Source organism: Flavihumibacter petaseus NBRC 106054 (assembly GCF_000974785.1).
GTDB lineage: Bacteria > Bacteroidota > Bacteroidia > Chitinophagales > Chitinophagaceae > Flavihumibacter > Flavihumibacter petaseus.
In genome coordinates this window covers 1-23378 of sequence record NZ_BBWV01000006.1, presented here as the reverse complement: position 1 = coordinate 23378, position 23378 = coordinate 1, and the positions used below count along the sequence as shown (strand labels likewise).

19 protein-coding genes are annotated in these 23378 nt (G+C 48.9%); 9 read left to right on the top strand and 10 right to left on the bottom strand.

Annotated features, from left to right (window positions below):
* Positions 1-59: 59 nt before the first annotated feature.
* Together FPE01S_RS23340 and FPE01S_RS23335 are read left to right on the top strand one after the other, a co-directional pair.
* Entirely contained in the window at positions 60-1166 is a 1107-nt protein-coding gene (locus tag FPE01S_RS23340) for a redoxin domain-containing protein (protein ID WP_046371547.1), read from the top strand.
* Positions 1167-1181: 15 nt separating this feature from the next.
* Entirely contained in the window at positions 1182-3413 is a 2232-nt protein-coding gene (locus tag FPE01S_RS23335) for a B12-binding domain-containing radical SAM protein (RefSeq protein ID WP_046371546.1), read from the top strand.
* Between the two features lie 251 nt (positions 3414-3664).
* On the opposite strand, the gene FPE01S_RS23330 is transcribed toward FPE01S_RS23335, so the two are convergent.
* Positions 3665-4282 (bottom strand): response regulator, encoded by a 618-nt coding sequence (locus FPE01S_RS23330; protein ID WP_046371545.1) that lies wholly within the window; start codon positions 4280-4282, stop codon positions 3665-3667.
* On the bottom strand, positions 4282-6246 hold the full coding sequence (locus tag FPE01S_RS23325; RefSeq protein WP_046371544.1) for a tetratricopeptide repeat-containing sensor histidine kinase: 1965 nt from the start codon (positions 6244-6246) through the stop codon (positions 4282-4284). The genes FPE01S_RS23330 and FPE01S_RS23325 overlap by 1 nt, the downstream gene beginning before the upstream one ends.
* A gap of 161 nt (positions 6247-6407) precedes the next feature.
* On the opposite strand from FPE01S_RS23325, the gene FPE01S_RS23320 reads away from it, so the two are divergent.
* Together FPE01S_RS23320 and FPE01S_RS23315 are read left to right on the top strand one after the other, a co-directional pair.
* A complete protein-coding gene (locus FPE01S_RS23320) occupies positions 6408-8714 on the top strand; it encodes a tetratricopeptide repeat protein (RefSeq protein ID WP_046371543.1) in 2307 nt (768 codons plus the stop codon).
* Positions 8715-8731: 17 nt separating this feature from the next.
* Positions 8732-9718 (top strand): hypothetical protein, encoded by a 987-nt coding sequence (locus tag FPE01S_RS23315; protein WP_157474147.1) that lies wholly within the window; start codon positions 8732-8734, stop codon positions 9716-9718.
* A gap of 17 nt (positions 9719-9735) precedes the next feature.
* Here FPE01S_RS23315 and FPE01S_RS23310 read toward each other — a convergent pair whose 3' ends face one another.
* The 3 genes from FPE01S_RS23310 to FPE01S_RS23300 form a co-directional block, all read right to left on the bottom strand.
* The gene (locus FPE01S_RS23310) at positions 9736-10905 is read right to left on the bottom strand and encodes a PepSY-associated TM helix domain-containing protein (protein ID WP_046371541.1); all 1170 of its coding nucleotides are present in this window, start codon (positions 10903-10905) and stop codon (positions 9736-9738) included.
* Between the two features lie 2 nt (positions 10906-10907).
* The gene (locus tag FPE01S_RS23305; protein WP_052956133.1) at positions 10908-13295 is read right to left on the bottom strand and encodes a TonB-dependent receptor; all 2388 of its coding nucleotides are present in this window, start codon (positions 13293-13295) and stop codon (positions 10908-10910) included.
* Positions 13296-13390: 95 nt separating this feature from the next.
* Complete coding sequence (locus FPE01S_RS23300; protein ID WP_046371540.1) at positions 13391-14380, bottom strand: bestrophin family protein; 990 nt, start codon at positions 14378-14380, stop codon at positions 13391-13393.
* Positions 14381-14428: 48 nt separating this feature from the next.
* On the opposite strand from FPE01S_RS23300, the gene prmC reads away from it, so the two are divergent.
* Positions 14429-15289 (top strand): peptide chain release factor N(5)-glutamine methyltransferase, encoded by an 861-nt coding sequence (prmC, locus tag FPE01S_RS23295; protein ID WP_052956132.1) that lies wholly within the window; start codon positions 14429-14431, stop codon positions 15287-15289.
* Here prmC and FPE01S_RS23290 read toward each other — a convergent pair whose 3' ends face one another.
* The 4 genes from FPE01S_RS23290 to pepT all read right to left on the bottom strand — a co-directional run bounded on the left by FPE01S_RS23290 (position 15290) and on the right by pepT (position 18695).
* The gene (locus FPE01S_RS23290) at positions 15290-15694 is read right to left on the bottom strand and encodes an ExbD/TolR family protein (RefSeq protein ID WP_046371539.1); all 405 of its coding nucleotides are present in this window, start codon (positions 15692-15694) and stop codon (positions 15290-15292) included.
* A 2-nt stretch (positions 15695-15696) separates the two neighbouring features.
* On the bottom strand, positions 15697-16404 hold the full coding sequence (locus tag FPE01S_RS23285; RefSeq protein WP_046371538.1) for a MotA/TolQ/ExbB proton channel family protein: 708 nt from the start codon (positions 16402-16404) through the stop codon (positions 15697-15699).
* 101 nt (positions 16405-16505) lie between these two features.
* Positions 16506-17435, bottom strand: a complete 930-nt coding sequence (locus FPE01S_RS23280) for an SPFH domain-containing protein (RefSeq protein WP_046371537.1) — start codon at positions 17433-17435, stop codon at positions 16506-16508.
* Between the two features lie 15 nt (positions 17436-17450).
* Positions 17451-18695, bottom strand: a complete 1245-nt coding sequence (gene pepT, locus FPE01S_RS23275) for a peptidase T (protein ID WP_046371536.1) — start codon at positions 18693-18695, stop codon at positions 17451-17453.
* A gap of 33 nt (positions 18696-18728) precedes the next feature.
* Between pepT and FPE01S_RS25265 the strand changes: the two genes are divergently transcribed.
* Positions 18729-19553 (top strand): CPBP family intramembrane glutamic endopeptidase, encoded by an 825-nt coding sequence (locus FPE01S_RS25265; protein ID WP_052956131.1) that lies wholly within the window; start codon positions 18729-18731, stop codon positions 19551-19553.
* Here the strand turns inward: FPE01S_RS25265 and FPE01S_RS23265 are convergent, their stop codons facing one another.
* Positions 19554-20009: an FKBP-type peptidyl-prolyl cis-trans isomerase gene (locus FPE01S_RS23265; RefSeq protein ID WP_046371535.1), complete on the bottom strand. Its 456-nt coding sequence runs from the start codon at positions 20007-20009 to the stop codon at positions 19554-19556.
* 66 nt (positions 20010-20075) lie between these two features.
* On the opposite strand from FPE01S_RS23265, the gene fmt reads away from it, so the two are divergent.
* Genes fmt through FPE01S_RS23250 form a run of 3 tightly spaced genes read left to right on the top strand, consistent with a single transcriptional unit; the run spans position 20076 to position 23353 of the window.
* Positions 20076-21011 carry a methionyl-tRNA formyltransferase gene (fmt, locus tag FPE01S_RS23260; protein ID WP_281176224.1) on the top strand — a complete coding sequence of 312 codons (936 nt, stop codon included), beginning with the start codon at positions 20076-20078 and terminating at the stop codon, positions 21009-21011.
* A gap of 16 nt (positions 21012-21027) precedes the next feature.
* Positions 21028-21900 carry a bestrophin family protein gene (locus tag FPE01S_RS23255; RefSeq protein ID WP_046371534.1) on the top strand — a complete coding sequence of 291 codons (873 nt, stop codon included), beginning with the start codon at positions 21028-21030 and terminating at the stop codon, positions 21898-21900.
* On the top strand, positions 21878-23353 hold the full coding sequence (locus FPE01S_RS23250; protein ID WP_169749218.1) for a DUF4403 family protein: 1476 nt from the start codon (positions 21878-21880) through the stop codon (positions 23351-23353). The genes FPE01S_RS23255 and FPE01S_RS23250 overlap by 23 nt, the downstream gene beginning before the upstream one ends.
* Positions 23354-23378: the final 25 nt, after the last annotated feature.

Here is a 23378-nt window from a genome sequence, read left to right as displayed (position 1 = left end):
AAATAATTTCCCGGCCCTCTTGCTAAAAAAACCGTTAACTTCTGTTAAAATGATATTGGATGAAAACGCTTCTTGCCCTATTGTTTTTCGTTTCAGTTTCTGTGTTTGCCGGAGATCCGGTTACGCTTGCCATCGGATCCAAAGCGCCTGAATTCAGCCTGCCGGGAATTGACGGAAAAACCTGGACCCTGGCAAACTTCAGTGATGCGAAAGTGCTGGTGATCGTTTTTACCTGCAATCATTGCCCCACGGCACAGGCATATGAAGACCGCCTCATTCAATTAACCGCAGACTATGCCGGAAAGGGCGTTGCTGTTGTGGCGATCAACCCGAACGACCCGGCTGCTATTTCACTCAGCGAACTTGACTATACTGACCTCAGCGACAGCTTTGAAGAAATGAAACTTCGTGCCGCTACCAAACATTTCAATTTCCCATACCTGTACGACGGTGCTGCCCAAACAGTTGCCCGCGCCTATGGCCCCGTTGCCACACCACATGTTTTCATCTTTGATAAAGAACGGATGCTTCGCTTCCAGGGCAGGATTGACAATATGGAAAAGCCTTCCAAAACTCCCACTATCCGCGACGCCCGTAATGCGATTGAAAGCCTGCTCAGCCAGCAGGCTGTGGCCGTGCCCACCACCAAGGTTTTTGGCTGCTCCATCAAGTGGGCCTCCAAAGAAAACTGGATTGATAAAGCTAAAGAGGAATGGGCCAAAGAGCCGGTGAACCTGTCTATGATCAGTGAACCCGAACTGAGAAACCTGTTGAAAAATGACACCAAAAAATTACGGCTCATCAATGTCTGGGCTACCTGGTGCGGCCCCTGCGTGAAAGAATATCCCGATTTCATTACTATAAAAAGGATGTACAAAAGCCGGAATTTAGAATTCATCAGCATCAGTGCAGACGACCCGGCGAATAAAGAAAAAGTGCTGGAATTCCTGAAAACCCAGCAATCGTCCAACGCCAATTACTTATTCAATACCGACGATAAATATCAGCTGATTGAAGCCATCGATCCGAACTGGCAGGGCGCACTCCCCTATACGATTCTGGTAGAACCCGGCGGAAAGATTGTTTATGCGAAACAAGGACCAATTGATGCCGCAGCTATGAAAACATTAATAGTTGAACATCCGCTGATAGGTCGGTACTTTTGAGGAAAATTCGCCATTTTGCCCGTTTCTGTATACCTGCTGACACCTCCTTTCACCCAGTTGAACACACCCTATCCGGCTACTGCCTACCTGAAAGGTTTCCTTAATACGAAAGGAATCAGCGCCTATCAGAGCGACCTGGGTATTGAAGTCACCAACCTTTTATTTTCAAAAAATGGTTTGGTAAGCCTCTTTGCAGCCATCGCAGACAAATATCCTGCAGTTTCGCCGGCCGGCCCCGACACCAATGAACTGACTGCCAATATCAGGAGAATCATTGCCCTTCAGCATGACTATCTCGAAACCATTGATGCCGTCATGGATTTTCTTAAAGGGAAAAATCCAACGCTGGCACACCGCATCGCAAAACGAGGCTTCCTTCCTGAAGCAAGTCGTTTTGAACAACTCGATGATCTCCACTGGGCATTTGGCAATATGGGCACGCAGGATAAAGCGAAACACCTCAGTACCATGTATCTTGAGGATCTTTCCGATCTGATCAAAGAAACCATCGACGAGCATTTCGGTTTCAGCCGCTATGCAGAAAAACTGGGTCGATCCGCCAATAGCTTTGATGAACTTTATGATTCACTGCAAGGTCCCTACACCTACACTGACCATCTGCTCAATGCCCTGGTAGCGGAGAAAATGGAGCAGCTGCAACCCCAACTTGTGGCTATTTCCGTTCCATTCCCCGGCAACCTGTATGCGGCCTTCCGTACCGCACAATATATCCGTAGGCACTATCCTGAAACCCGCATCGTGATGGGTGGTGGATTTCCCAATACGGAACTCCGCGGCATCAGCGACCCACGGGTTTTCGATTTTTTTCATTTCATCACACTGGATGATGGTGAATCACCTATCGAACAACTGGTAGCACATATTGAACAGGCAACGCCTGTCAGCAGCCTGAAACGAACTTTCCTCCTGGAAGATGACAAAGTAACCTTTATCAATAATCCTTCCTGCACTGATTACAAACAGGGACAGGTGGGAACACCCGATTACAGCGACTTTTACCTCGACCAATACATCTCTGCCATCGAAATCATGAATCCGATGCACAGCCTCTGGAGCGATGGCCGCTGGAACAAGCTTACCATGGCACACGGTTGCTACTGGGGGAAATGTACCTTCTGCGATATCAGCCTCGACTATATAAGACTCTACGAACCTGTCACAGCGTCCCTGCTTTGCGATCGGATGGAAACGCTTATGGCGCAAACGGGACAAACCGGTTTTCATTTCGTGGATGAAGCTGCTCCGCCGGCACTGATGCGCGCCCTGGCCATCGAGATCCTGCGCCGCAAACTCGTGGTGAGCTGGTGGACCAATATCCGGTTCGAAAAGAGCTTCACCCGTGACCTCTGCCTGCTGCTGCGGGCAAGCGGGTGCATTGGCGTTTCCGGGGGACTGGAAGTGGCTTCTGACCGGCTGTTGGGCCTCATCCAGAAAGGTATTACCGTGTCACAGGTTGCGCGGGTAAACAAGCATTTCACGGAAGCCGGTATCATGGTGCATGCCTATCTCATGTATGGATTCCCCACCCAAACCGCACAGGAGACAATCGACTCCCTCGAAATGGTACGACAGATGTTCCAGGCCGGCATTTTACAATCCGCTTTCTGGCACCAGTTCACCATGACGGCACACAGCCCGGTCGGACTCGAGCCGGAGAAATACCAGGTAAGATATGTGCAACCGGTAGTAGCCACTTTTGCCAACAACGATATAGATCATATTGACCCGACCGGTGCGGATCATCCGGCTTTCGCCTACGGACTGAAAAAGTCGCTCCTGAATTTCATGCACGGCGCTTGCCTCGATCATCCCCTGCACAAATGGTTTGATTTCAAAACCCCGCGCACGACAGTCGCGCCCGACTACATAGAACAGGCACTGCTTGCTGAAGAACCTGACCGCCATAAACCTAACCAGAAGATCATCTGGGCAGGCAGCGCGATTCCCTTGCTTACCATTACTACCCGCTCCAAAAAAGGCCAGCAATGGGAACAGGCCGAACTACAGTTCAGCAACCGGCAGGAAAGTGCTTCCATCCGGGTTTCTCCGGAAGAGGGCAAATGGCTGATGGAAATCCTGCCACAACTATCGGTGCACCTGCCTCGTACCTGGACCCGCCAGGAAGTACAGGCCCATTACGAAGCTGCAGGATTGCCGGATTTCGAATTGTTCTGGGACAATAAGCCGGTGAGCACGCTCTTCCGGTTTGGACTGTGGCAGTTGTAGTGTTGCAACCACTTTTTTGTTATTCTACCATTTGTGCCGGGGAGCTCCGTCTGCCTGCCGACCTACAGCCGCCCTACAGCGGTCCCCCAGCGAATGGGTAGGTTTGCTGGGGGACGGATGTCAGACCGCTGTAGGTTTGGTATTGGATTGCCCGGGAAACAACCCATTTCCGGCATTCCGTGACGGTGATCCGGCTGCATTTATTGAATTTTGTGGGGTTGCTGGCCCCAACATGATTCATGAAGACAATATCATATGAAGGAAAACTTAGCGGCCATTCTGATTAAGGTCGCAGTATTCTTTGCTTCGAATTTAGCCAGCAGGCTTTTTCTGTGCGAATCAACCGTTGTGGTGCTGACGAACAACTTTTCGGCGATTTCACTATTCGTCAATCCTTCCGCTATAAGCGCCAGCACCTCTTTCTCCCTTCGCGTAATCACGGGTATCCTTATCTCTTCATTCCTGCCATTAGTTGCCGACACTTCCGGGCTTAGGAATTTCTGTCCCTTCATCACTGCTTCAATGGCCTCCAACAGCTCTTCCCTGGTGGCATTTTTTAACACATATCCACTGGCACCATGCTCCATCATCTTTTGAATAAAACTTTGCTGATTAAAAGAGCTTAGTCCCAGGATATGTATGTCGGGATACTTACCTTTTACTTCCTGGCAAAGGTCGATACCGCTTTTGTCGGGTAGATTGATATCCATCAGAATTACATCCGGCTGTTGCTGTTGCAGAAAGCCAAGACAGGATGCCGCATTCATCGCATGCCCCATCCATTCAACGTCTTTTTCTTGTTGAAGCAAGGAGCGGATACCTTCCACAATCATATAGTGGTCATCCGTAATAAATATTTTTATCGCCATCAGATATCCAATTCAATATGAACAGAAGTTCCCTTATCGGGCTGTGAATCTACATCCAGTTTGCCTTTCAGAAAATCGATACGATGCCGGATATTTCGCCAGCCCATGCCTGTTGAACTTTTTACCATCGAGGCATCAAATCCTTTTCCATCATCCTCCACCGTAACGGAAAGCCGGTTGTCTGTCTTGGTTAATTGCACAATGGCAGTTCCGGCAGCCGCGTGTTTCAGCGTATTGTTAATCAATTCCTGTACAATGCGATATACCGTTACAGCTGTCGTCTGTTCAAGCAACACCCCGTCGAATCCGACAGACTGGTAGCTGACGTTCAACGCGCCGCTTCTGGTAATATCATTGCAAAAATCTTTCAGCGCAGCTTCCAATCCGAACATCATCAACGACTCGGGCATCATGTTGTGCGCTACCCTGCGCATCTCTTTTATGGAGCTGTCGAGCATGTCCATGCTGCGCTCAAAGGCCAGGCGATTATCTGGTGTCATCACCATATTTTCTTTCATGGTATTAAAAGAAAATTTGATTCCGGAGAGCATGCCACCCAATCCATCGTGCAGGTCTTTTGCCAGCCGGGAACGTTCCTGTTCTTCGCCCTTCAGCACGGCTTCTGTAGCGGTTAATTGTTTTTCCGTTTCAAGTTCAGCAATACGCTGCTGTTGTAATTTCTGCTTCTGTTTGTAGTTGCGGTAGGAAAGCAAGGCAAGGATCAGGATAATAAATGCAGCACCAGTCAAACTATTGTTTATTGCGCCTTTTTGCCGGATGGAGAGCCGCTGCAGCTCCCCTTCTGTTTTCAGGTTAGCGATTTCATTTTCTTTACCGGCAACCTGATACTGCATTTCCAAAGCAGCGATCCGTTCGTTATTTTCGTCGGAAAGTATACTGTCCTTTAGCGCTATTGATTTTTTAAGGTAGCTGTTCGACGTACTAAAATCCCCTTTCTTTTCAAACCAGACGGCATAACCGTCATACACTTCCTTTCTGCGCATTTTCAAACCCGCCTTCTCCGCAAGCAAAAGTGTTGAATCGAGCAGTGTTTTTGATTCAGAAAGCCTGTTGAGGGCGTTATAACAATCGAATAGAAGGCTCATAACCTCAGTCACCTGGTGTGCATCATTGTCCACTCTTGCCAGCCGGAGAGACTTTTGCAGGTAGGTGATGGCCAATTGAAATGATTTCTGCCGCCGCGCGAGTTCTCCCTTCATGTAGAAATAGTACTGCGAATACGCTGCGTTCTCCAGTTTCAACACCAGCGGTTCCGCCCTGTTCACCACTTCCTCCGCTTTGGCAAACTGCCCTTTATTCAGCAGCTCATTCGCATAATTCATAAGGGTTCTGCACTTCAGATCATCATCAGACGATGCTTCAGCCAGATTCAGTGCCTTTTGTATATACACCATTGATTTCCCGGTATCTGCAGTATGGGTATAAATGCTGGACAAATTCCCATAAAGTGAAGACAGGAAATTATTGTCTTTAACCTTTTCAAATACATCAATGGCCAGCAAATAATATTCAATGGATTTATAGTAGTCCCCGATCCGGTTATAATTATTGGCAAGATCCCAATAGAGAATGCCCATTTCCCTTTTCGCAGCATAAGAAGTGTCATTCTTCAAAAAACCGATAAGGGAGTCGGCATAGGCAAATGACCGTTGAAAATCGCCCCTGTCTCCGTAATATTTAACATACATGGATAGTCCCTTGCGGATGCCGTAGGAAAAACCAATATTTCGGCTAATGGCCAGCATCTCCTTAATATAAGGCTCGTTGCCGGACGAATTGTACAGCGTTGCTCTCAGGTACTGATAAATTGACTTTGCCCTGAAACTATCGGGAGCGTTGTGGCTTTCAATATTGCGCTTCAGACTATCAATTACATCCGCTGTCTGCGACATGGCCTGCAAACAAAAAAAGACGGAAAGAACAAATGCTGTGATTTTCTTCATCTGGGAGATTACAAACAGATACAAAATAAGCAAATCAGCCTTGCTGCCTCTATCCCCTAAAAACAGGATTTTTCTGCTTCTACAAAATATCCTGTTTTTAGGGGATTTCAAATTCGCCGCGGCCCGACTAATTTAGGAAAGAAAATACACCCTCAAATACGATGAAAACGCATTTACTCCTTCTATTGCTGATGGGCGTGTCGGTAGCCGGTATAGCGCAAACCAAGTCAAAGCCAAAACAAAAAGAAGCTGCTCCTGCGCAGAAAGAGGCTATTCCAACCCAAAAGGAATTGGCAGAAATGATGAAGGAAATGCAGAAATCTATAGGTGAAATCAGCGCGGAGGACAAAAAGATGATGGACAGCATGGGCTTTAAAATGCCCGATATGAAAGGCATTCAGAAAACTGTTTCCGGCTTAAATGACACCCAGATCAAAACAGCAGCAAAAACCGGGAACAGGGTTACTCCGATTCGGGATGCAGCAAAGATTGCAGCCATCCCCAATGGTGTAACCGTTGCCCGCATGCCTGCCTATGTTGCCGCTATTCATAAAAAAATAGTACCCGTTCTTGACCCCGATGTGGTAACCGCCGGTGATAAAATTGAGGAATACCTGGCAACCACGGGAATAAAAATTGCAGCCGCAGGCAATATCGCTGCAGGGCTCTGGGCTTCAGGCAGTCCGAAAATCGCCATATATCTTATGGGAAAGATCTGCAGTATCGCTCCTGGTGTAGACAATCTAAACAATTATGCTTCTATGCTGAGCATGATGGGTGCCGAACATCTGGCCATCCCCATTTTAAACAATCTGAATGGAAAGTTCCCCAAAAACAGCACCCTGCTCAACAACCTCGGACAGGCATGGTTTGGTTTGGGAGAAATAGGCAAAGCAGAAAAATACCTGGACAGCACTATTCGCATTTACGCCTATCATTCACAGGCCAATTACACCAAATCTGTTATAGAAAAAAGCAAGGGCAATACAAAGGCTGCGGCCGATGCGTTGACTAAATCCCTTAAAAAAGCTTACAGCGCAGACAAGGACAGCAAACTGCAGGAGCTGCGAAAAATTCAACCCGGCAAGGATATGGATTTCCCATTCCCCATGCCACAGGACCCAATGGGACTCGAACGATTTCAATGGCCCGATTACCCGGTGAGCGTAAATGAATATGAGATCCGGACAAAAGAATGGGCGGAATTCATTGAGAAATGTGAAACGGAATTAAATGAGCTGAACGGCCGTGCGGCACAATTAGAACAAATAGCAGCAGAAGCCAGTCAACAACGAATGAAAGCAATGTTTGAAGCGCAACGAAAGGGTAAAATCAGCAGTCTGTTACCCTGGTATGCGGCGGCTGGGGCCCGAAAGCTGCAATACCTGATTGAGGACAAGGACAATGGTCTGCAATTCAGGCTGCTGAAAGCAAGAAATGCAGTTACCGAAGTGTTGGACAAGGATGAGGATTGGAAAAATACCGCAACAGCTGCGGAGAAAGCGGTAGATGAAAAATACATGCCGTACATTGGAGAAGGTCGCTCCAACCCGCTTCAGGAATACTGCGATGCGGTAAATAAAGTTCGTAATGAATACCTTCTGTTGGCAAATACGCAGCTTCAGATGGCGCAAAAAGGCTTAATAGACAATATGCGCCATATACTCAACGATAAGGTTTACTATGCACAGTACACCAATTGGCCGGAGGACTTTGAAGTAACAAAAATTCTGGCTAAAATAGAGTGGCTGAACATCATCAAAAGCCAGGTAGTACGATTTACAAGCAAATCATCGATTTGCCCGAATAATGAAGAAAACGCCCCGGCAGCTACAAAACTGGCAGAATTTGATGACATCGCCTGCCAATACAAAAGCAAGGCGAGCATTGTCGGTATACTCTCGATGGAAACAAACTGCAGCCACACGACCTTTATGTTCAATTCCAATATGATCAAATACACGCGCGTGGAGGTAGGGAATGAGTTTTTGCGATCTACATTGATATTGAGTCCGAAGATAGGAACACCCGTACTGGAGGGGCCCGTCAACGTGAACGTGTCTGCAGGTGCAGATATTACCATTAATACAGACAAGGAGGGAAACAGTGATTGGGATGCCGTAGTAAAGGCAGGTGTTGAAATGGGGGTAGGTGGTAGCGCAGGCCCCGTAAAAGCCGAGGCCACAATCGGAACCGGCATCGAGCTGGAAATAGACCAAAGCGGCGTACAGGACGTAAGCATCGTGACAAAAGCAAAACTGGAAGCAGGCATTGAGGCGCCGAAATCCGATGGCAAGGCCGCGGTGGACAAAACCATCAATCAGGGCATTGGGCAGGTTAATAAAGGAATAGGTGCATTGGACACATCGGTGGAAATAGGCGTAGAAAGCCGGACGAGTCTTATCAGCGGTTGCGGATCGGTTAGCGGAACCGGTTTATTGAACGGCATCACCCTTTCAAAATGGTAAAATTTCAAACAACCCAGATGAAATACATTTTTTCAACCTTCCTATCCTTACTGACATTAACTGCCTTCGCGCAGGATTGTAACAAAGAATCCCTCCGGCAGAAACCGGGTACCTGGAAAGCAGGGCCACAAGGCTCCATTCACGATGTAGCTGCGGCAGATCTGGCAAAAGAAAAAGCGGTATTGGCGGGTATTCATAAGATGATCACTGCCAAATATGCCCCAACCGGATGTCAGATCGATTTTAGTACTGTTTATGGCAAGTACGCCGCCGATGGTCAGACCTGGGTGGCAGACCCCTATCATTATACCATGTCTATTCTCCGGTTTCTGTGTGATAGAAACAGCGCCGACAAATCAAAATACTACGTTGACATATCGACTACTACTACGGTTAATATTACTGCTAATGTGGTGTTCTCCCTGAATAATCTTTATGCCGCAACTGTTGCGCCGGATGAAGCGAGAAGCTACCTGAAACTAAAACAAAAGCCAGAGAAAAAAGACGGTGTCTGGTATATGGGTGAAGAGGTGGTGGGGGATTATGGAACACCTGGCGAGATAAAAGAATATCGCTGGCTGATTACTTACAATGATACTCTTCCCTTCTATTATCTAAGCCGCAAAGAATATTTACTGATCCAAAAGAAAAGGCTGGAGAAATCAATTAAGGAGGTTCCCAGTGAAAAGGAATACGCAGAACAATATCTCCGCAATGTGAATGAATATTTGAAAAAGCCGGATGCTGAATTGGCCCTTCCGGCAATTTGCATGTGGAATGAAGAGGAAAGATTTGAGAAATTTGTTGAAGAAGGTACCCGTGGCTCATTCTTCGCGGTTAAGCCCAATCTCGACTACTATCATAAAAAATTGCCCAAATCATCTCCCCAGTTTTTTACTGTGGTCTATAAAATAGCAAAAGGAGACGCCGTTTTTGCAGACAACTACGAGGCCATAAAAAAAGCAGTCGATTTTGCGACGCTTAAAAACATGCTGGGAAAATGAAAGCAATCCGGGATTGGTTACAAGGTCTTCAGCACCGCATCGGCATTGCGCGACAATGCTGTGGCGGAACCTTGTAAGGAGACAGCCTTTTTGCGGCGGCGCCCGCGCCAGATCAGGAAACCCGTTATGGGGAGACTTGCAGCAATCATGCTGCCACAGAAAGCGAGAATTTTACCGGGCAACCCTAAAATCTGTCCCACATGCACATCGTAGTTCATGCGGATGATCTTGTCAGCAGCACTGGCATCTTTATAGCGTCCAAACAGATGGTTTACTTTAATCTCCTGCAGGGTATACTGGTCAAAATAACGGTAGTCAGTTTTCCAGTAAGTGTTCGCATCGGGATTGATCGCAACTTCAATAGAGGATGTATCGGAACCCGGGAAATGCACTTCCACATAAGCCCCCGGCTTCAGTTCTCCGCGGAACCGGTCCCATAACTGGTCTATTGCAGGTGCAGTGCCTGCAGCAGGTTTGCCTCCTTGCGCGGAAGGTGATTCATAAAATTCAACCAGCTGCTTACCACCGGAGCTAACGAAATACAGTGACCTTGCGAACCACTGGAAGCCCCAGACCAGTCCGGTGATGGCAATGAAAATGGTAATCCAGCTCATGTAAAAGCCCAGCACATTGTGCAGATCGTAATTTTTCCGTTTGAAGGAAGCCGACCATTTGATGCTGAAGCGTTGCTTTGCTGCTGCCTTGTTCCGTGGCCACCAGAGAATGATACCCGTGACCATCATGACGAAAAAGATCAGTGTGGCGCTGGCCACTATTGGCTGCCCGATGGTGGGTGGCAACCAGAGATAGAAATGTCCGTTGATCACGATCCGGAAAAAATCCTGATCCATGTTCTTCAGTTTCTGGAGTTCACCGGTATAGGGATTGATGAAAGCGAGATAATAATAGTCCAGGTCATAGTAGGAAACAATTACAGCCTGCGTGGGCCCGAGGTAAGTGACGCCATGGGCCTTCTTTCCGGGTAAGGCTTTTGTGGCCACCGCATATAATGCGGAAGGCGGCAGGAAAGGTTTTTCCTGCCGCTCCACATACCGGAACGATTGTAATGATTCTATTTCTTTTTCAAAAGCCAGCATGCAACCTGTTACGCCGAGGAAGACGACGACAAGTCCTGACCCCAATCCCAGCCACAGGTGCAGCTTTCCAATGATTTTTTTAAACGTCATACTTAAAAACGATACGCGATGGTTGCACGGAAATTCCGCAATGCTTCAGCCTGCCAGTAGTAGTAGCCGCCGCCCCATTCATAATAAGCACCTGAGTACAAATACTGGTTCAGTACATTATTCACATTCACTGATACTGACAATTGGTTGCCCACCCATGAAAGACCACCATCAACCCGGAAATAATCAGGCAAAGATTGAGACTTTCCGTCAAATACGTACCAGGGAGAGCGATCTACCTGCCACTGGTAGCCCAGCGAAACGCCGAATCCTTTAAAAACACCAGCGGGTGCACGATAGGTGAGCCAGGCGTTATTGATGTGTTTGGAAGTTCCTGGAACCTGCTCGCCTTCGTTGGATTTATCTTTTGGATCTTTAGTGATTTTGGCGTCATTAAAGGCATAATTGAACACCAGTTGCAGGTTGTTCACCACCATACCACGCAAATCAAATTCAACCCCCTGAACCTGCTGTTCGATGGCACGGTTATATGAAACGCCATTGTCAACTTCATCAGCTATCAGGGCATTTTGCTTGTTGATCCGAAACACGCCCAGGGTAGTATTCCAGCGGCCATTGAACCAGTCACGCTTAATACCTGCTTCAACATTGGTTCCAATCATCGGGTCAAAACTCTTATGATTGATATCAGTGCCATAGTTCGGTACATAAGACTGATCATACACAGCGTAAGCAGAAGTATTTTCATCTATTGAGTAGCTGATGCCAACCCGTGGCGTAATGCGGTTTCCGGAAGTCTCCGGGTCAAGCTCATAGGGATTTTGTGATTTGGCAGTAGTATAACGGCCGGCGACTGTCAAACGCAGCCGGTCACGGAAGAAGCCCAGTTCATCCTGCACATACACACTGGTATTCTGATTGCCGTACTGAACGCCCCTTGTTTTGATGGGAAGCGAACGGTCATAAACTGGAAGTGAACTTGCAGGAACGCCATACTTGGGGTCGTAGATGTTGAAATCTGGTGAACCCAGCGGGCCACCCTGGTTGAAGTCCGCCCAGTAGTCCATATCATTTACATCCAGGCCCGCAAGGATCTTGTGGGTGATCGAACCCGTGCGCTCTTTACCTGTCAGGAAGAACTGCCCGATCTTGTTGGTTCCAAGCGCATCCCAGATGGAAACGCCGCGCTGCATATTGCCATTGGCTTCAACAGTCCACGGCCAGAGGGATTGACCTACCTGCTTGTAATTGTAGTAACCCATCTGGGCAGTAAGGTTCCAGCGGTCATTGACCTGGTGTTTAAAAATCGCCAGGATGCTGCGGTCATTGATTTTCGTAGGTTCCAGGTTCTTTTCCAGTGTGGTGAAATTTACGGGAAGCTCTCCCAGTTTGTTTTTGGAAAAGGCATAATTGGAACCAATTGTACTCATTTCTGAGAACTGATGCGTATACTCGAGTGTGAGTGATGTTTTATTGTTGAAGTTGTACTGCAAAACCGGCACAACTGACCAGCGATTGTTGAATTCGTTGTCGCGGTGAGACCCTTTCATTTGTCCCATCACGTTCAGGCGATACAACAATTTACCGTCTTTACTGAGCTTGCCATCGAAATCCAGCGTGCCACGATAGGTATCGAAACTGCCCAGGCTCAGGGTAACCTCGCCCTTTGTCTGACCGGTCGGCTTTTTGGTTACCACATTGTAGAAGCCGCTCGGCTCGCCGTTCGCCAGCATAAATCCTGCAGGTCCTTTTACGAATTCAATCTTTTCCACCATGCTCATATCTTCTGCCAGTGGCCCCCAGGGCATCTGTACGTTCATGCCATTCCGGAACGCAGCGATTTGGGAACCGCGCATGTTGATCAAAGCATAATTGTCCCAGTGCTCCATTTTGGTAGCACCACTCACGTTACGGGTAACGCCCTCCAGCATATCAAAAATTTGCTGGTCGGCGATTACTTTTCCGGATACCACCTGGATGTTCTGGGGAAGATCTTTAATGGGTGTCTGCAAACGCAGGCCGGTAGACACATTGGAGAGACGGTAATTGTGTCGCCCCGCTTTCACTACTACTTCTTCGAGTTGTTTTTCAGAAAGTTCCAGTTTAATCGTAACAATCTGCGTCTTCCCTTCCAGCACCGTGATTTTTTGGGTGACAGTTTCATACCCTATCAGTGAAATGCTGAGTTCATGCTCGCCAGCGGGAACGTTCCGGAGCATAAATGTTCCGTCGTCAGAAGTGGTGGTATTCCTGTTCACCGGCTGAAGGGAAACCGTAACATCAGCTGCCGGTTTGCCATCGGCAGTGGTAACTGTTCCTTTGATATTTCCCTGTCCATCGACGGGGTCATTTTCTCCCGCTCTTGTCTCCAGTCCTATACACAATATGAAAAATGATAATAATAATCTGCAGTATAAATTCCGGGCCATAATCTTGATTTTCTGGTCGCAAAATTGGCTTGCGTCAGGAAAATCTGTTTACGGATTCAGGAAAAACGGGTTACGAAATGCGGAAAATGACAGTTCTATAACAATATCTTGTTGGTAGCGACGATCGGCGCAGGCAGGTCTTTTTCACCCAGCATATCGCGGAGATCGATTTCAATGGTGCGGCTTAGCGTTGCGATCGGGATATCATTGGCGCTGCCTTCAAAGGGATTTTCTGTAGACTCCCCAACCTTTTCCATGGAAGTAAATACCCACGAAACCAGCACACTGAAGGGAATGGTCAGCCAGATGAAATTGCTGCCGAGCTTGCTGAATTCATGGAGCAATCCGAACGGCAGCAGTACCACGAAGATCCAGATAAAATAAAGGTTGATACTGCCGAATTGCCGCGGGTAGGGGAAGTTCTTGATCCGTTCACACCTTCCCTGCTGATCATAAAGATCTGCCAGCCGCCGCTGCATTTCGATTTCGGTAAATTCTCCTATCCATCCCTTTTCCCGCCAGTTTTTCAGATGACCCGACTGAATGGCAATGATTTGCGCTGCGCGGTTCTTGCGTTGCATCACATAACTGAATTCCGTATCTGTCAGGTAGGGTTTCAGTGCCGTTTCAAGGTCTGTTTCCCATTCGGGGATCTTGTAATATTTCTCCCGGAATTCCATGTTATAGGGCTTGTAGGTATTTTCCCAGGACCGCGGTTCCCGAAGCTGATAACGCAATGCGGTGAGCCAGGCGATATGGCGGTAGATCATGCACTTCCTGTCATCCGCGGGCACATTGCCCAGGTCTCTTGCCTGTATTCCCCAGGTACGGCTGCTGTTCACGATGGAGCCCCAGATCTGGCGTGCTTCCCACAGACGGTTGTAGGTCTGGGTGTTTTTGAATCCCACGATGAACGCAGCTGCTGTACCAACCAGGGCGATGGGTACCCAGGGTACGGTCAGCCAGTTCCAGTTAAAAATTTTATACAGGACCGTAGGAATAGCCCCGATGAGCAGCAGTTTGTAAATATCTCTCCTCGTCCAGAAAAGAAATACCCTGATATTGTAATGGTTACCGGTATACATAGATTTGATCTCGAAAACAAATTAGCATTTCTTTTTAGCTTTGCCGCCTTGATAACAACAGACTTACATCAGGTTCAACTTGCGCTGCAGGCACAGCTCCAACCCCGTTACGGCGACCGCGAGGCCGGGCTGATCGCCTGGATGTGCCTTGAAAAAATCACTGGTTCCATCCCGTCACAACTGCGATCTGAAAAAAACAGGACGCTGACGCCGCCTCAGCTGCAACAGCTGGAGTTATGGAAATTCGACCTGCTCCGCGGCAGGCCAGTGCAATATGTACTGGAAGAAGCCTGGTTCCAGGATATGCCTTTATACGTGAATGAATCGGTGCTGATCCCCCGTCCCGAAACCGAAGAATTGGTGGCGTGGATCATCAACGATCTGAAAGCTGACGTGTCAGGCGGAATTATTGTTGATATCGGAACGGGAAGCGGTTGTATCCCCATCAGCCTCGCCCGCCGGTTGAATAGATTTTCCTGTTACGGTGTTGACGTGAGCACTGCTGCGCTTTCAGTTGCGGCACGCAACGGAGCGGATTTTGCACCGGGAGTGAACTGGTTGCAGGTAAATTTCCTGGATGCAGCTGCCCGAAAGCTATTGCCGGCAGCAAAAGTAATTGTCAGTAATCCACCCTATATCCCGTTGTCAGGCAAACCACTGATGGATCCGCATGTGACGGAACACGAGCCATCGCTGGCATTATTTGTACCTGACGAAGACCCCCTACTGTTTTACAAAGAGATCGCCCTTTATGCGCAACAGTCAGCTGCGGTTGAACTGGTTTACCTTGAAATTCATGAAGGCAGCGGAGAAGCTGTAAAAGGCTGTTTTGCGTCAGCCGGATTTAAACACATTACGGTGAGAACTGATATGCAGGGTAAAGACCGCATGGTCAAAGCTTCGCGCTGATCACTGCGCCCCGCTCTTGTCAACGGCCAATACTGATCTTGCTCCGAGTTCCCTGGCTACCCGCATTACCGCAACCACATTTTCTACCGGAACAGCTTTATCGGCATTGATCACGACGCTGGGCTGATCGGTCTCTTTGGCCAGGATGGGCTGTAATTTTGCTTTCAGTTCGTCGAGGCTCACTTTCGTGGTTCCCACATAGAACTGGTTGCTGGCATCAATGGAAACGACCACCGTCTGCTTGCTCTTGGTATCGCTTTTCGCTTTGGGCTGCGACAATTTGATCACGTTGGGATTCGCCAGCGTGGATACGATCAGGAAGAACAGCAGCAGTATGAACAGGATATCGTTCAGTGCGCCGGTATGAACTTCCGCGTGTCCCCTTATTCTTCTTTTTATATCCATGATCAGCGTGTGGGTTCCTGAAGCGTATCAATGAAATCTGCGCTGGCTGCTTCCATTTTATTTACCGTCTTATCGATCTGGGCATTGAGAAAGCTGTGCCCTACATAAGACAACAGGCCAATGATCAGGCCGGTGGCAGAAGTGATCATCTTCACGTAGATGCCGCTGGCAATGGTGCTCAGTGTATATTCACCGGTTGAACTGATGCCGTAGAACAACTGCACCATGCCGACGATCGTTCCGAGGAAGCCGAACATCGGTGCGATGCCGGAGATCAGCGACAGCACGGAAAGGTTTCTCTCCATCTTGTACATTTCGAGCTTGCCCACATTCTCCATACTTTTTTCAATGGCATCAATGGGTTTACCAATGCGCTGAATGCCTTTGTCAATCATTCTTGCAACGGGATTGTCAGTATTCTTTGCCAGTGATCTTGCGGCGGAAACATTACCATTGAGGATATGATCGCGGATGATATTCATGAAATTGGCGTCGATTCGACTCGCCTTCTTGATGGCGATCCAGCGCTCAAAAAAGAAATAAACTGCCAGCACCAGCAGCAGCAGCAGGGGGATCATCAGCACGCCGCCCTGCATCAGCAGATCAATAAGGTTAAGCTTTTTGGCTGCAGCTCCGGCGGTCAGCGCAGCTTGTGCACTATCCACCAACCGCTTCGCCGTATCTGCTGCCTGGAGAAAGAAAAAATTCATCAATGGTTGTTTAATTAGGATTGTTGAACGTGAAAATAAAGGGAATAATTGCCAATTCCCGGTTTTGCGCAAAGCTATTAACAATTTTTATAGAGCCGGCATCAGGAGCCGCTTTGCTTGATCATCATGGCCTGGATCTGCTTCATGGTCTTCTCCATGCCTTCAGCTGATCCGTCGAGGAAGATCACATTGCCTTTGCCATATTCCGCAAAGTTCTTCACCGCTTCTGTCCACATACTGAACAAAATTACATTCGTGTCCAGGTTGGCCTGCCGCATCCGGTCGGCCGCTTCAGTCATACCTTTCGCCACTTCCTCGCGGAACAGGGCAACACCCTGGCCCCGGAGGCGTGCGGCTTCCCGCTCTGCTTCAGCAGCGATCTTGATGGCATTTCCCTCGGCTTCAGCAGCTTTGGTTTTTGTGATCAACAGGGCCTGACCTTCGTTTTCAGCCGCGGCCTTCAGGTTATGGGAGGCTACCACGCGACTCATCGAATCCAGGATCACCTGGTCAAAAGTAATGTCATTGATCTGGAGGTCAAGGAGATGATAACCCCATTCTTCCAGCAACTGGTCGATCTGGTCTTTTACATATTCCACGATCTCTTTCCGTAAAGCCAGGATTTCTGCCTGCCGTTTGGTCGCTACAAAAGAACGGATAGTACCTTCAATCGTACGGCTCAGTGCCTGCATCAGTTCCCTTTCGGAAATGAATTTAAATGCCACTTTCTTGATGGTCTCCTCTTCGGAATTCTGAACGGCAAACAGGAGCATGCTTTTGAAGTACACATTCGCCTGGTCGTTGGTAACGGCCTGGAACTCCATTTCAATGGAGCGGTTCTGAACAGATACTCTTTTGGAGATGATCTCAACAAAAGGTATAATGAGGTTAAGACCCGGATGAAGGATGCGGCGGTATTTGCCGAACATGGTCACCACACCCACAGTTCCCTGGTTGATGGTTTTCAATCCCATCAATACAATGACCAGAATAACGATGATCCACCAGCTGGAAGCAATCAATTGACCCATGGAGTTGATTTTGGGTTACAATATAGTCCACAATTGCACCAGTTCCACCAGCATATCGACACTTTTCTGCATATCCTGAACCGACACATATTCCTGCGGACTGTGCAATGCCATTTCGCCGGTAAAGAGGTTGGGACAGGGTAGTCCCATGAAAGATAATCTTGCTCCATCGGTGCCGCCCCTGATGGGGAGTTTCCTAACCGGGAGCCCTACCCGCCGGATAGCTTCCTCTGCAAGTTCAACCAGGCGTGGATGCTGATCGAGTACGGTGCGCATATTACGATATTGCTCTTTCACATGGTAAGCAGACCGGCTGCCGGGAAATGCATTCGTCACTTCATCGGCAAGCAGCTGTAACATATAGGCATATTCCCCAAGGCGTGCTGTATCAAAATCCCGGAGGATGAATTGTACTGTCGCTTTTTCTGAATTTCCACTGCAATGAACCGGGTGAACAAATCCGGCGCGGTCATCTGTCGTCTCGGGGGATAAATGATCTTTCGGCAGTTTTTCCAGGAAAGCCCCGAGCAGTTTAAGTGCATTTACCATTTTTCCTTTCGCAGCACCCGGATGTGCCGCGACACCGTGAAATTCAATGGTCATGCCGTCTGCCGAAAAATTCTCCGATTCAATGCTACCCGCTTCACCGGCATCCAGGGTATAGCCGAAATCGGCACCAAGCTTTGCCAGGTCAAGTTTATCCACTCCCCTTCCCACCTCTTCGTCGGGAGTAAACAACAGGCGGATAGTGCCGTGCGGTATTCCCGGATCGCCGACCAGGCGATTGGCCAGATCCATGATAATGGCTACTCCGGCTTTATCGTCAGCGCCCAGTAAAGTTTTACCGGAAGCGGTAATGATATCGTCACCAATCTTCTCCCGCAAGTATGGATGGTTGCTTACGGAGATGACCTGTGCCGGGTCATCGGGCAGGATGATGTCGCGACCATCGTAGGCCGTATGCACAACCGGTTTTACCCCCGTCCCGCTATAGTCCGGCGCCGTATCCATATGTGCGCACAGGCAGATCACGGGAAGATCCTGATCGCGGTTGGAGGGAATGGTTGCCATCACATACCCGTAGTCGTCCATGTACGCATCTTCCAAGCCCATTTCCTGCAATTCGCTGACCAGCAGGCGGGCCAGGTCCTTTTGCTTTTCTGTGGAAGGAAAGGTAGTGCTGAAAGGATCGCTCTGGGTATCGATCTGAACATACCGCAAAAATCTTTCTGTCACCGTGTACCGGTACGAAATGGACATGAATGCAATAATTTCGACCAAATTACTCTTTTGATGGCAATCCGGTACGGTTGGATAAGGGCGCTGTTGTTCCTCCTGGTCTACCTGATGGTTTGGCTGGCATTGTCCCTGCTTCCTGTAAATTTCTACCTGTTGTATACTATCGGCAGCCTGGCCGGCGTGGCGCTGGTGTTTGCCTTTACGCGCTGGCTGGATGGCAGGCCGCTCTCCGGTGCCGGGCTGCAATGGAACGGTTATGAGGCACAGCCGGTAATCGGATGCTGCATCGCGATTTCAATGCTTGGAACGGCAACGTTGTTCCTGGTGGCTAACGGTCAGCTGCAGTGGATGGCCGCGGAATGGACAGGTGATTCATTTTTCCTTTCGCTGGGGCTGATGATCATGGTTGCCATTACGGAAGAACTCGCCTTCCGCGGCTATGTGCTGCGCAACCTGATGTTGTCTTTACCGGCACCGGCCGCTCTATTGGTTAGCGCTTTGTTGTTTGCCTTGTTCCATGCAGGCAATCCAAACGCCGGATGGTTGCCCCTGGTAAACATCTTTATTGCGGGATTGTTACTGGGAATAAACTTCCTGTATACCCAAAATTGCTGGTTCGGAATCGGCCTTCATTTTGCCTGGAATTTTTTCCAGGGACCGGTATTGGGATTTGCAGTGAGCGGGATGGAACAGCAATCCATCCTGTCCCCATCAATGGGGCATGACCAGCTGCTTACCGGTGGCGCGTTCGGATTGGAAGGATCGCTGCTGGCAACAATCCTTGAACTGGTTGCACTGATCGTTCTCTATATTATCTATCAGAATGACAACAGCCGCCCCGGAACGGGAGCGGCTGCTAAAAAGATATACCGTATCTGATCAGGGCATGATAATGCGGGAAGGTGCTCCCACGATCTCAACCAGTTCGATATCGAAAACGAGGTCTTCACCTGCCAGGGGGTGATTGGCATCCAGCAGGATTATTGCTTCACCCACTTCTTTCACCACCACAGGCACTACCTGGCCCTGGCTGTTATTGAGATTCAACTGCATTCCCGGCTCCAGTACCATTTCGGCAGGAACCTGGTCTTTAGGGAACTCTATGATCATTTCCGGATTTTTCGGACCATATGCATCATCTACAGGGATCTGCACAGTTTTCTTGTCGCCTTTTTCCATCCCCAGTACACCGTTGTCGAATCCGGCAATGACCATCCCACTGCCCACCTGAAACTCCAGCGGATCACGACCCTCTGAACTGTCGAAAGTGGTACCGTTCGTAAGACGACCATGATAATGAACCCGCACCGTATCGCCGGCTTGCACTTTTTGCATAAAAAAATTGTTTAATTAGGTTTTAAGCGGTAAAGCTAAGGTAAACTTGCGGTTATATTTGAAGCTATGGATTATCGCGCGTTAAGAATTGTTTTTATGGGAACACCCCCTTTTGCTGTTGCTTCACTGGACGCCCTGGTGCGTGCAGGCTGCCAGGTAGTGGGCGTGGTTACAGCGGCGGACAAGCCCGCCGGGCGGGGTATGACCCTCCAGGCCTCTGCCGTCAAACAGTATGCCGTTGAACACCAGTTACCAATACTGCAGCCGGAAAAGCTCCGGGACCCTCAATTCCAGGAGTCGCTGGCTGCCTGGAAAGCCGACCTGCAGGTAGTAGTGGCTTTTCGGATGTTACCTGAATCGGTTTGGAATATGCCTCCTTTGGGTACTATTAATGTACACGGCTCATTGCTTCCACAGTACCGTGGCGCTGCACCGATTAACTGGGCTGTGATCAACGGTGAAAAAGAAACCGGCGTCACCACGTTCAGGCTGCAACACGAAATTGATACCGGCAACGTGTTGCTGCAGGCAAAAATGCCTGTCGCACCAGACGAGAATGCAGGTTCAGTGCACGACCGGATGATGGTTCTGGGAGCTGAAACACTGGTCGAGACCATCAAAGGACTGGCATCAGGAAACATTACCCCCAGGCCCCAGGAGTCGATGATTGCGAGTGACCTGAAACATGCACCCAAGATCTTTACCGAAACCTGCCAGATCAACTGGGATCAACCCCTGGATAAGGTATATAACCTGATCCGTGGACTGTCGCCTTACCCTGCAGCGTTTACAACCCTGGAAGGTAAAACACTGCGCATTTTCGCTGCCAGGAAGGAGTATCAGCAACCTACCGGCTCCCCGGGCAGCTGGTTGACAGATCAGAAAACTTATCTGAAATTCGCGGCGCAGGATGGCTATCTCATGCTGGACGAAATCCAGTTACAGGGTAAAAAAAGAATGCCGGTTGCCGATTTTCTGCGTGGATACAGATTTACAGCCTAACACATTATGAAAGATTATGATCAGCTATAATACAAAAGACTGGTATAGTGTCTTGTTCCATTTCCACAGGGCGGATACGATCCGGCAACTCTTCCCGCTGCTGCTGCTGGTGGGCGCATACTCCTTCGGTATCGCGTTCCTTGAAGTAGAAGTACTGAAGCTTTCGCAGAACAGTGTGCTGAAGCAAATCTCCCTGATGCACAGCCTCCTTGGCTTCGCCATCTCGATGTTACTGGTTTTTCGTACGAATACCGCCTACGACCGCTGGTGGGAAGGCCGGAAACAATGGGGTGCACTGACCAACAATTCCCGAAACCTGGCGATCAAACTTGCAGCGATGCTGCCCGCAGATGATACGGTAAACCGCAATTTCTTCCGCAAATGCATTCATCTCTATGCTGCAGTGCTCCACAACCACCTGCACCGTGAATCCACCCGTCTTGCGCTTGACGAAGCCGATCATCCCGAACTGGATTACAACCGCCATGTGCCCAACCAGGTTGCTGTACTATTGCAGTCGCGGGTTCAGCAACTCTACAAAGCCGGTTCAATCACCGGCGAGCAACTGATCAACCTCAATACAGAATTGCAAAGTTTTACGGATATCTGTGGCGCCTGCGAGCGGATCAAGAACACGCCAATCCCCTATTCCTACAGTGTATTCATTAAGAAATTCATCTTCGTTTACACGTTTACCCTGCCCGTTGGTTACGTATTCAGCCTGGGCTACCTGGTGATTCCGGTAGTGATGTTCATCTTTTATGTACTGGCCAGCCTTGAACTGATCGCTGAAGAAATTGAAGATCCGTTTGGTGGTGACCCGAATGACGTTCCCACAGAAAAGATCACTGAAAATATCAAGCTGCATGTTGCGGAAATCCTTACCTGAAATACATCCCCTTGTCGCTTTATTACTGCTCATAGCCCTATGGTGCCTTGCAGCCTGTTCGGGCGGAAAGAAATCTGTTTCAACCGCCCCAGCCACAGTAACTGGTGTTACTGCAACTGGTGTTACTGCCCCACAGCCATTGAAAGCCCTGCCTGCACTGCCGCCATCGGTATTGAATATCCCTGTAAAAGTGGCGATTGCGCCCCTGCTCAGACAGGCAGAAAGTATGGCGCCGAAAGAGATCCGCAGTGACGGGTGGCCCGCCTACCTGAACAGTGGTTGTGATTTTCGGTACAAGTACCGGTTTGTACGATCCGGTTTCCAGTTTTCCTGCGTGAACAATCACATCGTGGTTGCCATGACGGGCAGTTACCAGATTGCCGGCAGCCAGACAGTATGCATCCTTAACCAGTCTGTATCTCCCTGGATCAACGGCAGTTGTGGTTTTCCGCCGGAAAGCATGCGGCGCGTATCCTTCAGCCTGTACAGCGATCTCCGATTTTTACCCGACTACCACCTGCAGACAAGCACACAGCTGGAAAAGATCCAGGCCATCGACAAGTGCACCGTCACCATTTTTAAAAACGATGTAACCGGGCAGGTTCTGGATAGTATCGCATCTTCGGTTAATGCCTACGGTACGACCATCGACAACCTGGTCAGTCAGCTGAACTTTGACAAATATCTTCAGCCCATAGCTGAAAAAGCTGGTAAAAAAATCCCCCTGAGCACCTACGGTTATCTTAAGCTAAATGCCAATGCCGTCAACATGGGTGCGATCAATTACCTATCCGACACCCTCCGCTTTACAGCTGGCATCCATTGTTTTCCCGAGATCAGTTCTGACAGCATCAATCATTCGGTAACCCGTTTCCTGCCACCATTGGGTAACGCGCCGGCAGGCAATGATTTCAACCTGACCGCCAATGCTGTTTACGATTATACGACAATCGATACGCTGCTTACCCGTACCCTGCGCAACAGGGAGTTTGAAGTGAAAGGTGAAAAGATCAGGATCGTTCAGGTCGAAGTACGGGGACTCGATCAATACCGGGTAGAATTCAAAATCGTGTTTACCGGCACCAAAAAAGGCACACTATTCCTTACCGGAACACCCGTGCTGGATCCGGTGACCCAATCCATTTCAGTGCCCGACCTTGAATATGACCTGAACTCATCCAGCCTTGTCCTGGTTTTGGGCAAAACATTTTTCAGCAGGCAGATCCTCCAGAACCTGCGCGAACAGGCAAAGGTGAATGTGCAGGAGCTCTATAATAAAAACAAATCCCGCATCGACAGCCAGCTGAACCGCAATGTTTCCGATGGGGTCACGCTGCAGGGCAGTACGCGATCCCTGCGCCTCAACGGACTGGTCATCAACAAAGACAATGTGCAGGTGCAGGCCAATGTGCAGGGAGCGTTGCAAATGGTGATCACTAAAACGAGCTTTTAGGGGTTTCACGCAGGGGCTGGTTTTA